This is a genomic window from Streptomyces sp. NBC_01537 (assembly GCF_045040445.1).
Classification (GTDB): domain Bacteria; phylum Actinomycetota; class Actinomycetes; order Streptomycetales; family Streptomycetaceae; genus Actinacidiphila.
The window spans coordinates 7,768,672-7,782,322 of record NZ_CP109392.1 but is presented as its reverse complement, the minus strand read 5'-3'; the positions used below and the strand labels follow the sequence as shown (position 1 = coordinate 7,782,322).

Annotated in this window: 12 protein-coding genes; 6 read left to right on the top strand and 6 right to left on the bottom strand. The window is 69.7% G+C overall.

The genetic code is table 11. From position 1 onward, the window contains the following. The first annotated feature begins 58 nt into the window (after positions 1 to 58). Positions 59 to 1,261 carry a TerD family protein gene (locus tag OG607_RS35765; RefSeq protein ID WP_405732509.1) on the top strand — a complete coding sequence of 401 codons (1,203 nt, stop codon included), beginning with the start codon at positions 59 to 61 and terminating at the stop codon, positions 1,259 to 1,261. A gap of 34 nt (positions 1,262 to 1,295) precedes the next feature. On the opposite strand, the gene OG607_RS35760 is transcribed toward OG607_RS35765, so the two are convergent. Then, positions 1,296 to 2,747: an alkaline phosphatase PhoX gene (locus OG607_RS35760; protein ID WP_405732507.1), complete on the bottom strand. Its 1,452-nt coding sequence runs from the start codon at positions 2,745 to 2,747 to the stop codon at positions 1,296 to 1,298. 508 nt (positions 2,748 to 3,255) lie between these two features. On the opposite strand from OG607_RS35760, the gene OG607_RS35755 reads away from it, so the two are divergent. Then, complete coding sequence (locus tag OG607_RS35755; protein ID WP_405732504.1) at positions 3,256 to 4,392, top strand: hypothetical protein; 1,137 nt, start codon at positions 3,256 to 3,258, stop codon at positions 4,390 to 4,392. A gap of 20 nt (positions 4,393 to 4,412) precedes the next feature. Further along, positions 4,413 to 4,868 carry a hypothetical protein gene (locus OG607_RS35750; protein ID WP_405732501.1) on the top strand — a complete coding sequence of 152 codons (456 nt, stop codon included), beginning with the start codon at positions 4,413 to 4,415 and terminating at the stop codon, positions 4,866 to 4,868. A 222-nt stretch (positions 4,869 to 5,090) separates the two neighbouring features. Here OG607_RS35750 and OG607_RS35745 read toward each other — a convergent pair whose 3' ends face one another. Further along, positions 5,091 to 6,578 (bottom strand): hypothetical protein, encoded by a 1,488-nt coding sequence (locus OG607_RS35745; RefSeq protein ID WP_405732498.1) that lies wholly within the window; start codon positions 6,576 to 6,578, stop codon positions 5,091 to 5,093. 274 nt (positions 6,579 to 6,852) lie between these two features. Between OG607_RS35745 and OG607_RS35740 the strand changes: the two genes are divergently transcribed. Continuing rightward, a complete protein-coding gene (locus OG607_RS35740) occupies positions 6,853 to 8,697 on the top strand; it encodes an endonuclease/exonuclease/phosphatase family protein (RefSeq protein WP_405732495.1) in 1,845 nt (614 codons plus the stop codon). Positions 8,698 to 8,780: 83 nt separating this feature from the next. On the opposite strand, the gene dapD is transcribed toward OG607_RS35740, so the two are convergent. From dapD to OG607_RS35720, 4 genes are all read right to left on the bottom strand, one after another. After that, on the bottom strand, positions 8,781 to 9,770 hold the full coding sequence (gene dapD / locus OG607_RS35735) for a 2,3,4,5-tetrahydropyridine-2,6-dicarboxylate N-succinyltransferase (protein WP_405732492.1): 990 nt from the start codon (positions 9,768 to 9,770) through the stop codon (positions 8,781 to 8,783). Between the two features lie 82 nt (positions 9,771 to 9,852). Further along, the gene (locus OG607_RS35730; protein WP_405732489.1) at positions 9,853 to 11,085 is read right to left on the bottom strand and encodes an MFS transporter; all 1,233 of its coding nucleotides are present in this window, start codon (positions 11,083 to 11,085) and stop codon (positions 9,853 to 9,855) included. Between the two features lie 108 nt (positions 11,086 to 11,193). After that, positions 11,194 to 11,730, bottom strand: coding sequence for a TetR/AcrR family transcriptional regulator (locus OG607_RS35725; protein ID WP_405732486.1), 537 nt, complete (start codon positions 11,728 to 11,730; stop codon positions 11,194 to 11,196). Continuing rightward, positions 11,730 to 12,050: a DMT family transporter gene (locus OG607_RS35720; RefSeq protein WP_405732483.1), complete on the bottom strand. Its 321-nt coding sequence runs from the start codon at positions 12,048 to 12,050 to the stop codon at positions 11,730 to 11,732. The genes OG607_RS35725 and OG607_RS35720 overlap by 1 nt, the downstream gene beginning before the upstream one ends. A gap of 397 nt (positions 12,051 to 12,447) precedes the next feature. Between OG607_RS35720 and OG607_RS35715 the strand changes: the two genes are divergently transcribed. Next, positions 12,448 to 12,927: a hypothetical protein gene (locus OG607_RS35715; RefSeq protein ID WP_405732480.1), complete on the top strand. Its 480-nt coding sequence runs from the start codon at positions 12,448 to 12,450 to the stop codon at positions 12,925 to 12,927. Further along, on the top strand, positions 12,833 to 13,618 hold the full coding sequence (locus tag OG607_RS35710) for an RNA-guided endonuclease InsQ/TnpB family protein (protein ID WP_405732477.1): 786 nt from the start codon (positions 12,833 to 12,835) through the stop codon (positions 13,616 to 13,618). The genes OG607_RS35715 and OG607_RS35710 overlap by 95 nt, the downstream gene beginning before the upstream one ends. The last annotated feature ends 33 nt before the right edge of the window (positions 13,619 to 13,651 follow it).

The window sequence follows — 13,651 nt, the reverse complement described above, 5'->3', positions numbered from 1 at the left end:
CTCCGTTCGGTAATGGAACCGTAAAAGGGGATCAGTCGTTATCGAAGGCATGACCGCTATGACACCTGGTTCGAACATCCCGCTCTCCGCACCGCGCGTCGCGGTGGAGGTCGCCGCCCCTGTGAAGCTGGATGTCTCGGGCCTGCTGATCGCCGCGAACGGCAAGGTGCGCTCGGACGACGACTTCGTCTTCTACAACCAGCCGAGCGGCCCCGGCGTGACGTACCAGCCCGATTCGATCATCGTGGACACGGTAGCCGTCCCGGCGGGCATCGAAAAAGTGGTTATCACCGCCAGCCCCGACGCGGCCGGCCAGAGCTTCGCGGGCATCGAGCCGACCGCCACGCTGCGCAACCCCGACGACGGCAGCGTTCTCGCCACCTTCACCCCGCCGCAGCTCGGCTCCGAGACCGCCCTCGTCGTCATCGAGGTCTACCGGCGCGCCGGCGCCTGGAAGGCCCGCGCGGTCGGGCAGGGGTACGCCAACGGGCTGGCCGGCATCGCCACGGACTTCGGCGTCAGCGTCGACGAGCCCGCGGCCGCCCCCGCCCCGGCAGCGGCGCCCCAGGCCCCTGCCCCTGCCCCGGCCCCTGCTCCCGCCCCCGTCGGCGCCCCCGTCGCGAACATCCCGCCGCCCCCGCCCGCTCCCCCGGCTCCCCCGGCGGCGCCCCCGCTGGCCGCCGGCAAGATCAACCTGGACAAGGGCCGCGTCAGCCTCCAGAAGAACCAGAGCGTGTCCCTGGTCAAGGGCGGCAAGCCCTTCCTGTCCAGCGTCCGGATGGGCCTCGGCTGGGAACCCGCCTTCAAGTCCAAGGACATCGACCTCGACGCCTCCGTCATCGCCTACGGCCCGCAGCGCAACCATGTGGCCTCCTGCTACTTCGGCAAGCTCACCATCCTCAACGGCGCCATCCAGCACTCCGGCGACAACCTCACCGGCGAAGGCGCCGGCGACGACGAGGCCATCACCGTCCACCTCGGCGGCCTCCCGCCCGAGGTCACCGGCCTCGTCTTCACCGTCAACTCCTTCTCCGGCCAGAAGTTCAGCCAGGTCGCCAAGGCTTACTGCCGCCTGCTCGACGCAGCCACCGGCGAGGAGCTCGTGCGCTTCGACCTGACCAACGGCGAGCCGCGCACGGGCGTGATGATGGCCAAGCTCATCAAGCAGTTCTCCGGCGAGTGGGAGATGACCGCGATGGGCGAGTTCGTCGACTCCCGCACGGTCAAGGGCATGGTCAAGCCGGCGGCCCAGGCGCTTTAGCGCCACGGACCGCCGGCCGGGTGAGCCGCAGCTGTCAGCAGCCGGAGTTACGCCGCCACGGTCCCGTGATCGCGAGCATGATGCCCGGCTCCTGGATGTTGGCGAACAGCGTCTTGCCGTCGGGCGAGAACGTGACGCCGGTGAACTCGCTGTACTCCGGGTCGTCCGCCGTGCCGATGTTGAGGTCGTTCCGGGCGATCGGGTACGTGCGGCCGTCACCCAGGGCACCGAAGAGGTGCTGGATGCCCTCGCCGTCCTCGGCGAGGACGAGGCCGCCGTAGGGGGAGACCGTGATGTTGTCGGGGCCGTCGAAGGCTCCGTCGACGGACGGGTCGGGGTTCACTCCGAGCAGGACCTTGAGCGTCAGCGTCCGCCGCTTGGGGTCGTAGAACCAGACCGCGCCGTCGTGCTGGACGGGGCTCTCGGCGCGGGCGAAGGAGGAGACGATGTAGGCGCCGCCGTCACCCCACCACATGCCCTCCAGCTTGCGGGCCCGGGTGATCTGGCCGGTGCTGAACTGCTTGCGGGTGGAGACCGTCTTGGCGTCGCGGTCAGGGACGTCGACCCAGTCGACGCCGTAGACCGTGCCGATGACGGTGGCGCGGGAGAGGTCGTCGACGAACTGGCCGCCGGAGTCGAAGCACTTGAAGGCCTGCAGGACTCCGGCGTCGTCGGCGAGGGTGCGCAGCTTGCCGCGGCCGTGCTTGAAGCCGGCCGGCGGGGTCCAGCGGTAGAGGAGGCCGTTGGGGCCGGCGGCGTCCTCGGTGAGGTAGAGGTGGCCGAGCTTGGGGTCGACGACGACGGCCTCGTGTGCGTAGCGGCCCAGCGCCTTGATGGGCTTGGGGTCGCGGTTGGCCTTGCGGTCGTAGGGGTCGACCTCGAAGACGTAGCCGTGGTCCTTGAGGAAGCCGGTGGTGCCGGCCTTGTCCTCGGTCTCCTCGCAGGTCAGCCAGGTGCCCCAGGGGGTGGCGCCACCGGCGCAGTTGGTGGCGGTGCCGGCCACGCCGACCCATTCCGCCACGTCGCCGCCGTGCTTGGCGACCTCGACGATGGTGACGCCGCCCGCCGCGCCGGTGTCGTAGACCAAGCCCTCCGTCAGCGGCACGGGGTGCGGCCAGTCGGCGCGGGCGCCGCGCAGCTCGTGGTTGTTGGCGATCAGGGTCGCGCCGCGCAGGCCCTCGAAGGTGGCCGTGCCGTCGTGGTTGGAGGGGGTGGACTCGCCCGACTCCAGGGTGGTGACGCCGGTCCGGGTGATGATCCGGTACTTGAAGCCCTTGGGGAGGGCGAGGATGCCGTCGGGGTCGGCGATCAGCTCTCCGTATCCGAGCTTGCCGCTGTGCCGGTCGGTGGTGGCCTCGGCCTCGCTGGAAGCGGTGGCGGCCAGCGCGCCGGGGGCGGTGGCCAGTACGTCCACGGTTCCGGCCAGCGCGACGCCGGCACCGGTGATGGCCGAACGCTTGGCGAAGTCTCTGCGGGTGAGCGGCATCGGTTCTCTCCTGGTGGTCCACGGGTGGCGTGGGTCATGGGTTGGTAATGCGCCGTCCGTCACGTTCCCGCCTTTTAGCAAACGGAAGTTAAACTGAACCTGACATTCCCACACTCTTTCGCCGATGTGTTCGGCTGGTTTCGGCCACTTCCGAAACACCCTCCCCATTACGTCCCGGGGCCTTGACCCGCGCCGGGCCCGGGCATAGACAGGCAGCACTACCTGCAGCACCCGCGGGGAGGCGAGTCCACTGGACGCGAAAAGGGTTCGCAGCCTCCACGAGAGCCGGCTTCTCAAGCTGGCCAATGTCACCGGAGTGGGCACAGGGAGGGACGAGCACTCGGGGGAAGACGTGATCATCGTCTTCGTCATCCGGAAAGTGCCCTTGCCCGCGCTCCGCAGTGAAGATGTGGTTCCGGATCGACTCGACGGCGTACCGGTACGCGTGCTCGCGATCGGTGACGTGTCGGCGGCGGAACCCCCGATACGGTGAAGAAGGTGGTCTGGCGTGAGCCAGCCCGAGCTGATGCGTGGTCCCATCGGAGGTCACGTAAGCGATTCATCCAGGCAGCAGGCACTGGAACAGTTCCTGCGCCCCGAAGCACCGCTCGCCAATGTGGTCGGCTTCGGCCACGGCGTGAAGTGGACGGACGGTCAGCCGACCGGCCAGGAAGCCCTGCTGGTCCTGGTGGACCAGAAGGTCCCGGAAGCCTCGCTGTCCGAGCGCGAGGTCATTCCGCGGCAGATGGACGACGGCACCCTGACCGACGTTCTGGCGGTCGGCCAGATCTCCGCCCAGCAGCGGCTGCACCAGCCGCCGCGCGGCACGGCCCAGTTCCAGCCCGACGGCCACGGCCACGCCCACGCGCCGGACTCCGCGCAGATGGAGGAGCTGGGGCTGTCCCTGGTCGAGCCCGAGGTGCTGGTGCACCGCATGCGGCCCTGCCCGTCCGGCTTCTCGGTCGGCAACGTACGGGTGACCGCCGGCACCCTGGGCAGTGTGGTCTACGACTTCCTGACGGGAGCCTCGACCAACCCGCCCGCGCCGGGCATCGGCACGCCCGCGCAGTTCTACGTCCTCAGCAACAACCATGTGCTCGCCGACTCCAACCGCGCCCAGATCGGCAGCCCGATCGTGCAGCCCGGCGTCTTCGACGGCGGCACCGACCCCAGCGACCGGATCGCGACGCTGAGCCGCTTCATCCCGATCCAGTTCGCCCCGCAGATCCCGCTCAACCAGCACAACAACACCGTGGACGCGGCGCTGGGCGCCGTCCCGTTCCAGGACGCCACCCGTGAGCAGCACTTCATCGGTGCGCCGCGCGCCTGGCGGCGCAAGGCCAATGTCTCGGTCGGCGACATGGTGAAGAAGGTCGGCCGCACCACGAATCTGTCCATGGGGCGGATCATCGTCACCGACGCCACGATCGACGTCAGCTACGGCACAGCCGGCGTGGCCCGCTTCAGGGACCAGATCCTGACCACCAACATCTCGGCGGGCGGCGACTCCGGCTCCCTGGTCTGCTCGCTCGACAACGTGGCGCTCGGCCTGCTCTTCGCCGGCTCGAACGTCGTCACCGTGGTCAACCACATCGAGAACGTGCGCACCCTGCTGCGCGTCGAGATCGCCGAGCAACTGGCCTGAGGGCCTGAGGAGGCACTGCCATGACGACGCAGGCACAGCAGAAGAAGCAACAGCAGCAGCGGCGGTCGGCGGCGGAGCACCGGTTCATCAACGCCCAGGGTGCCGAGGTCAAGAGCCACGACGAGGCCTTCAAGGCCCCGATGGAGCTCTCGCCGGAGGCCGTGTCCACCCAGTGCAAGCTCGAACTGCACAACGGGCCGGTGACCTTCGGCATCGAGGTGACGTACAACCCCAACACCTACCCGCATGTCATCACCGGCGGCCAGATCACCTCCGGCATCAGCGGCGCCCCGTGGAACATCACCGGCGGCTTCATCGGCGAGCAGATCCGGCTCGACGCGAAGCGCTCCGGAGCGGGCACCACCAACACCATCACCATCGTCGGCGAGTTCCAGAACCCGCCGGCCTACCGCGGCACCTACGGCTTCGACGGGGCCACGGCCTCGTTCAAGCACACCACCCGCTACGAGTGCTGACGCCTCAGCGGCGAGGTCCTGTCCGGGCGATCATGGGCGGTCCAGGCGTCGTCTGGTGCGGTGCATCGCAAGGTGCCGGAGTGCCCGCAGGGTGGTTTCCTGTGGGCGTTTCGGCAACGCGGCGAGGTGCCGTGCCGGGCGGCGAAGGGGCCGTTCATGATCGCCCGGACAGGGCCTAGCGGACCGGCACTGTGTCCTCGATCGCCGGATGGGCTGAGAAGCTCAGCCCATCCGGGAGCGGGCCTTGAAGGCCGCCTTGCGGGCTTCCTTGGCGACGGCCTTGTCCGGGTGCAGCCTGCCCATGGCCTCCAGGACATCGGCCGTGGCCGGGTGGTCCACCCGCCAGGCCGTCGCGAAGAAGCCGACGTGCCGGGCGACGAGATCGCTGACGAGTTCCTGCAGCAGCTCGGCGTCGTCATCGGTGTCGAGCTGCGCGGCCAGGGTGTCGACGGTGAGCCAGAAGACCATCGCCTCGTCCGGCGCCGGAACGTCCGCGGCGCCCTGCTCGGTGAGCCAGACGCGGGCCAGGCCGCCGAGTTCGCGGTCGTCGAGGACCTCGCGGATGGCGGGCTCGGCCTCGCCGCCGAGCAGGCTGAGGGTCTGCTGGGCGACCAGGCGCCGGCCGGGCGCGTCGCGGTCGTCGCCGCGGGCGGCCTGCAGCAGCTCGCGGGCGGCGTCGGCGGGCTTACGGTGGCTGAGCCACTGGTCGGCCTCGCTGCGGGCGGCCCGGTCCGGGTACCGGAACAGCGCCTCCAGCAGTACGGCGGCGGGCCGGTCGGCGAGATCCCCGGAGACGGGGGCGTGCATGCCGGCGTCGAGCATCCGGGCGCGTACGCCGTAGACGCCGAGCGGGGTGAGCCGGACCAGTCCGTAGCGGGAGACCTCTTCGGGGTCCAGCTCGCCGGGGCCGACGGGGCCGACGGCCGCCGCGTCATCGTCCTCGGCCTCCTGGATGAGCGCCTCGTCGACCGGCTCGTAGTCGATCAGCCCGGTGGGGGCGAGCAGCCGGAAGTGCTCGTCGAGGCGCATCATCACCTCGGTGACCTCTTCGAGGACGGCGTCGGTCGGGTCCTCCATCTCGTCCGGCACGACCATGGAGGCGGCCAGCACCGGGAGCGGCACAGCCCCGGACTCGTTCTCCTCCAGGGCGGTGAAGAGGTAGAGGTTGCCCAGCGCCCCGTCGAGGAACTCGGCCTCCTCCTCCGGGTCGAAGTCCGTCGCGTCCGGGTCGGCGCCGGTGTCGCCGTCCATGGCCATCTCGTCGAGCAGGCCCTCCAGGTCGGGGGCGGCGGCCTCGGCGAGCGCGGACTCCACCGCCGACAGCCACACGTCCAGGACCTCCTGCGGCTGCCCGCCCTCCAGTTGGGTCAGGGTGTCGCCGGGCACGGCCCGGCCGGCCGGGGCGTCGAGGTCGTCCGTCACCGCTTCCTCGTCGATGTCCAGCTCGACCAGTCCCGCGTCGATCGCCACGCCCCAGGCCTGCGAGGTCTCCGCCAGCCCGTCCGGCTGTTCGGCCAGCCCCAGTTCGGCCGCGCCACGCCGCAGGTCGGCCTCCACCAGCTCCCCCATCCCGTCCACCTGGACATGCGGAGCGGCCCAGCGGGCCAGCCGTGCGGCCCGCGCCAGCAACGGCGCGGCGAGCGCGAGCCGTGCCAGCTCGTCCTCGGGCAGCAGCCGTACCGGCGGCAGGTCGAGGCGGTCAGCGGCCATGGGGGATCTCCAATGCGATACGGGGTTCTTCTGCGAGGACGTACGCGGACGCGCGAGCGCGAAGCCCAGCGTAGTCCCGTGACGGCATCGTTTCGGCGCGTGCAGGCGGCCGGCCGCACCCCGGGGCAGGGTTCACCCCACGGCTGACCCTCGGTTATCCCATCGTGTCTTGACAATGCGCGCGCGGGACAAGGAGATTACGCGCGTAGACGTTTACGAGCCGTAACCCCCACCCGTTCCCTTTTGCGCATGGCACGAAACCACGGAGGCTCCGTTGACCACCCCCCGCCACAAGCGACGCAGGACCAAGGCAGCCGGCGTCGGCGCGCTCGTCGTGGCCGCGATCGCGACCGGACTGGTCGTCGTCCCGCAACTGGCCTCGGCCTCCGAGATCCAGATCCACGACCTGCAGGGCACCACGCGGCTCTCGCCCTACGCCGGCCAGACGGTCACGGGCATAGCCGGCGTCGTCACGGGTGTGCGCACCTACGGCTCGTCCAAGGGCTTCTGGTTCCAGGACACCGCCCCTGACGACAACCCCGCCACCAGCGAGGGCATCTTCGTCTTCACCAGCTCCACCCCCACCGTCGCGGTCGGCGACTCGGTGCAGGTCTCCGGCACCGTCACCGAGTACTACCCGGGCGGCAAGACCACCGGCGGCCAGTCGCTCACCCAGATCTCCAAGCCGACGGTCACCGTGGTCTCTTCGGGCAACGCGATCCCGGCCCCGGTCGTGATCACCGCCAAGACCGTCCCGGCGGCGTACACCCCGGCGGGCGACCCGGCGGCGGACAACAGCATCGAGGGCCTCACCCTGCAGCCCAAGAAGTACGCACTCGACTTCTACGAGTCCATCGAGGGCGAGAACGTCCAGGTCAAGGACGTCCGCGTGGTCGGCGCCACCGACGCGTACGCCGAGCTGTGGGTCACCACCAAGCCCAAGGAGAACGCCACCAAGCGCGGCGGGACCCTCTACTCCTCCTACGAGGACCAGAACTCCGGCCGCCTGCAGATCCAGTCGCTCGTCCCGACCGCCACCCAGGCCTTCCCGACCGCCAACGTCGGCGATGTCCTGACCGGCACCACCGCGGGCCCGCTGGACTTCAACTCCTTCGGCGGTTACACGCTGGCCGCGCGCACCATCGGCACGCTCAAGGACAACGGCCTGACCGCCGAGACCACCCGCAAGCAGAAGAAGGGCGAACTGGCGATCGCGACGTACAACGTCGAGAACCTCGCCCCGTCCGACAGCGACGCCAAGTACGCGCGGCTCGGCACGGCCATCGTCACCCACCTCGCCTCGCCCGACATCGTCGCCCTGGAGGAGATCCAGGACAACAGCGGCGCCACGGACGACGGCACGGTCGACGCCGACCAGACCGTCCAGAAGTTCATCGACGCGATCGTCGCCGCCGGCGGCCCCACCTACGACTGGCGCTCCATCAGCCCGGTCAACGACCAGGACGGCGGCCAGCCCGGCGGCAACATCCGCCAGGTCTTCCTCTTCAACCCGGCCCGGGTCTCCTTCACCGACCGCACGGGCGGCGACGCCACCACCGCCGTCGGCGTCCAGAAGATCAACGGCAAGGCGGCGCTCACCGCCTCCCCCGGCCGGATCGCGCCCGCCGACGAGGCCTGGACCACCAGCCGCAAGCCGCTGGCCGCCGAGTTCTCCTTCCAGGGCAAGCCGGTCATCGTGGTCGCCAACCACTTCAACTCCAAGGGCGGCGACTACGCCCTGACCAGCCGCTACCAGCCCGTCCCGCGCAGCTCCGAGGTGCAGCGGGTCAAGCAGGCCACCCTGGTCAACACCTTCGTCAAGGAGATCGAGGCGGTCCAGAAGGACGCGAACGTCGTCGTCCTCGGCGACATCAACGACTACGAGTTCTCCACCGCCGGCAAGACGCTCACCGCCGGGGGCGCCCTGAAGGACCTCTACTTCTCCCTCAAGCCGAGCGAGCGCTACTCGTACGTCTACCAGGGCAACACCCAGGTCCTGGACCACATCCTGGTCAGCGGTTCCGTCGGCAGCCCGGACTACGACGTCGTGCACATCAACGCGGAGTTCGCCGACCAGGCGAGCGACCACGACCCGCAGGTCGTCCGCGTCAAGCCGTGATGTGAACGCACAAGGCAGAACGCGGCTCCGCGCCCTGAGGGGGACGCGGAGCCGCGTTCGCGTTGTCCGGCGTGTGCGTTGTGTCAGTTGTGGCTGTGCAGCGCCTCGTTCAGGCCGCCCCACGAGCCGGTGCGCTGCAGCACCTCGACCGTGCCGGTCGTCGAATTGCGGCGGAAGAGCAGGTTGTTCGCGCCGGACAGCTCCTGCGCCTTCACGATCTTGCCGTCCGGCAGTGTCACCCGCGTGCCGGCGGTGACATACAGACCCGCCTCCACCACGCAGTCGTCGCCCAGCGCGATCCCGATGCCCGCCTCCGCGCCCAGCAGGCAGCGCTCGCCGATCGACACGATCTGCTTGCCGCCGCCCGACAGCGTCCCCATGATCGACGCGCCCCCGCCGATGTCCGAGCCGTCACCGACCACGACACCCGCGCTGATCCGGCCCTCCACCATGGACGTGCCCAGCGTGCCGGCGTTGAAGTTGACGAAGCCCTCGTGCATCACCGTCGTCCCCGCCGCGAGGTGCGCGCCCAGGCGCACCCGGTCCGCGTCGGCGATCCGTACGCCGGCCGGGGCCACATAGTCCGTCATGCGCGGGAACTTGTCGACACTGGTGACCTGCAGGTGCAGCCCCTCGGCGCGGGCCGCGAGGCGGACCGTCTCGACCTGGTCCACGGCCACCGGGCCGAGCGAGGTCCAGGCGACGTTCGCCAGGTGGCCGAAAATGCCGTCCAGGCTCTGCCCGTGCGGCTTCACCAGGCGGTGGCTCAGCAGGTGCAGCCGCAGATAGACGTCATGCGCGTCCAGCGGCTTGTCCTCCAGCGACGCGATCACCGTACGTACGGCGATCACCTCGACCCCGCGCCGTCCGTCCGCCCCCAGCGCCTTCGGCGCGCTCTCCCCCAGCAGTTCGGCGGCCTGCTCCGCCGTCAGCCGCTCCGTCCCCGCCGGGCCGGGGGCTTCCACCAGCTCGGGCGCGGGGAACCAGGTGTCGAGTACGGTGCCGTCGGCGGCGACGGTCGCCAGCCCTGCGGCGGCAGCACCGATGGTGCGGTTTTCGGTCGTTTCAGTCATGTGTCGAACGCTAGTCGTTCCACCTCCCCCATGCCCAACCCGCCCGCCATGCGGGCACCGCGCCCGCGCCGCGACGCTGCCGTCAGCCCTGCGCCACCGCGGTCACGCTGTCCGGCTCCGCCGCCGGCTGCCGCAGGCCCAGGCGGGGCGCCGCCAGCACCGCGACGCCGGCGACCACCGCGAGCAGCGCGCACAGCGGCCAGAGCGCGCCGGGTGCGGCACCGTAGAGGGCTCCGCCGAGCGGGGCGGCGAGGACGAAGCCGCTGACGGAGGCACCGGCGTAGAGGCTCTGGAAGCGGCCTTGCAGGTGGTCGGGGGCGTTGTCGGCGACATAGGCGGTGGACGGGGACTTGTAGAGGATGTCGCCGAGGGTGAGCAGCGACATCATCACGATGGCGGTGAGGACATGGCCGCCGGCGATCAGGGTCGCGAAGCCCGCGCCGAGGAGGACGAGGCCGGCGCCGATGACCGGGAGCGGCGCGCGTTTGCGCAGGGCCACGGTGATCGGCAGTTCGAGACAGATGACGAGCCCGCCGTTGATGGCGATGAGCGCACCGTAGAAGCCGGTGCCGAGACCGTGGTCGGCGAGGAAGACCGGGAGCGTGGAGTACTGCTGCCGGTAGACGGTGTCGGCGACGAGTATGGCTCCCAGGACCACCAGCACGCCGGGCCGGGCGCGCAGTTCGGCCCACAGACCCGGGGCCCGGGTGCCGTCCGCCGTCAGGGCCGCCGCGGGCTTCTGCCGCTTGTTGCCGTTGCTGGGGAGGATCAGGGCGGCCCAGGCCGCGAAGAAGAGCATGCCGGCCCCGTCGGCGACGAAGAGCCAGCCGTACGAGAACTGCGCGGCGATCAGCGCGCCGAGCGGCGGGCCGATGGTGACGCCCGCGTTGGCGAAGAAGCGCATCAGGGCGAAGCCCTGGCGCCGGGCGCCCTCCGGTACGGAGAAGGCGATGAGCGCGGAGTTGGACGCGCGGGTGATGCCGGTGCCGTACTGGCAGACGGGGAAGACCACGGCGAGGGCGGCTGTGGGAACCGCGGGCAGCACGGCCAGGCCGAGGCCGCCGGTGAGCATGCCGATGATGAGGATCCGGCGGTGTCCGAAGCGGTCGCCGAACCAGCCTCCGGTGAAGTTTCCGGCGATCATTCCGACGCCGCCGAGGCCCGCGATGATCCCGGCATGGGCGGTGCTGAGGCCGCGCGGTCCGGTCAGGTAGACGAAGAGGTAGACCATGGCGAAGCTGAGCGCGGCGACGATGAACATGCTCGCGGCGAGCAGCCATACGACCCTCGGTATGTCCTTCATCGCCTGTTTCATGCCTACCCCTTGATTCGATTCGCCTCCCAGAATCGATCATTTACGGGCGGTAATGCCTTGCCCAGCGATGGACGGATCAGGCCGCGACCGGTATCGGCCAGTACAAGATCATCCGAGCAGCCGGGCGAACATCACCCGTGCCTGCTCACGGTCGAACTCCCGTCCCGTGAGCAGCACCTGAAGGCACAGTCCGTCGGCAAGTGCCGCCAGCGCGCGTGCCGTGCCACGGTCGGTGCGGCGCGCGATCACCTCGGTCATCAGGTCCACCCACTCCGCCGCGATGGGCCGCACCGCCTCGCGCCGCAGCGCCGCCAGATACAGCTCGTACTCCAGCTCGGTCCGGCCGCGGTCGCGGGTCAGCATCTCGTCGACCAGCAGGGCCAGTTCGCCCGCCAGATCACAGCCCGGGTCGGCCATCCCCTCCCGCGCGTCCAGCTCCCGCATACAGGCCTCGTTGACCTGGTGGAGGGCGGCGACCAGCAGGTCGTCGAGCGTCGCGAAGTGGTACGTGGTCGAGCCGAGCGGCACATCCGCCTCGGCGGCGACCGCCCGGTGGCTCAGCCCCGCGATACCGCGCTCACCGGCCACCCGGATCGCGGCGTCGATGATCCGCTGCCGGCGCTCGGGGTCGTACCGGCGGACCATCAGTGCGCACCGCCCAGGTTGAGCACCACGACCCCGGCGATCACCAGCGCCAGCCCGGCCAGCTTGACCGCGCTCGCCGACTCACCCAGGAAGACCATGCCGATGGCGGCGATCACGGCCGTGCCGACGCCCGCCCAGATCGCGTAGGCGGTGCCCACCGACATCGTCCTCAGGGTCTGCGCGAGCAGCGCGAAGGCGATGAGGTAGCCGGCGGCGGTGCCGAGCGAGGGCAGCAGCCGGCTGAAGCCGTCGCTGTACTTCATCGCGGTGGTGCCGAGGACTTCGGCGAGGATCGCGCCTCCGAGCATCAGGTAAACCATGCGTACGATTGTACACAACGATGCGTACGGCCGTACACATACCCCCCGAACCAGAACTCGCAAAACCGACGAACAGCCAGTCCACGACCGCTGGAAACACGCGTCCCAGAATTGGTCTCTGGGGTGCGGCATAGCGGCGGGCATCCGTACGCGTCTCGCAGGGCGGCCCGAAGAAAAGGTGAGGACAGATAGATACCCAAGGGCACCCAGACTTCAGCGCGATCTTGCGAGGAACCCCGGGACCCCCGGGAGGAATCGCATCCTAATCTCAGCGCAGTGCCGCCGTGTCGTTCCGGCGGAGCCCGACAATACGAACTAGCGAACTGTAATTCATTAGTTCTGGTGAGTGCGGGAAATCTTGAGGACTGCGTAGGGGCGTCTGGTTAGGGTCGTGTGCGTGAAGCTGGTGGTGCGGGTGAAGCTGCTGCCGACGCCCGTTCAGGCGGCGGCATTCGAGGCGACTCTGCACGCATGTAACGAGGCGGCCACGTGGGTGTCGACCACCGCCACCGAGGCAAAGACCATTAACAACCGGGCGTTGCGGGACCGCACCTATGCCACAGTGAAGGAACGATGGGGTCTTGGTGCGCAGGCGGCCCAGCACACCATCAAGAAGACCGCCGACGCGTACACCACACTGCGGGCGAATTTGAAGGCCGGGAACTGCGGCCGCCCCGGCGCCAAGCGGTATGAGCGGGCTGCGGGCAAGCCAGTCGTCTTCCGGCCGGAGTCCGCGCAGCCGTACGACGACCGGATGCTGTCCTGGCAACGAATCGCGCACGGTGTCGATCTGGACGACGGCCGGGCGGCTGAAGGGTGTGGCGTTCACCGGGCAGGCTGGGCAACTGGAAGTGGTGGCCCAACGGCGGCGGGGTGAATCCGACCTGATCCATCAGAACGGTGCCTGGTATCTCCTGGCCACCTGCGAGATTCCCGAGGCCGAACCAAACACCCGTCCAGTGGGCTTCGTCGGGGTGGACCTCGGCATCGTGAACATCGCCACCACCTCCGAGGGCACCAGGCACTCGGGCCGTCGGATGAACCGGCGGCGGGAGGCCGATCGGAAGCTGCGTGGCAAGCTGCAAAAGAAGGGCAGCAAGTCCGCCAAGCGGCGGGCGAAGAAGCATGCGGGCAAGGAGAAGCGCCGCGCCCGCGACATTAACCACAAGATCAGTAAGCGCATCGTGGCGGCGGCACAACGCACCGGTCGCGGGATCGCCCTGGAAGAACTCACAGGCATCCGCCAGCGGGTACGGCTGAGAAAGCCCCAACGCGCCACCCTGCACACCTGGTCCTTCCATCAGCTCGGAGCGTTCATCGCCTACAAGGCGAAGCGCTCCGGGGTCCCCGTGGTCTACGTGAACCCGGCGTACACCAGCCAGGAATGCTCTCACTGCCATCACACCGAACGAAGAAACCGGCCCTCCCAGGCCGTCTTCACCTGCCGGGCCTGCGGTTTCGTTGAACACGCGGACCTGAACTCGTCCCACAACATCGCCGCTCGCGGCTGGATGGTGTGGGTCTGCGGGGCCGAGTCACAGGCCCCTGCCCTCACGCACATCGCGTGACGGGCTGGACACAGCCGGACTCATCGAAGCCAT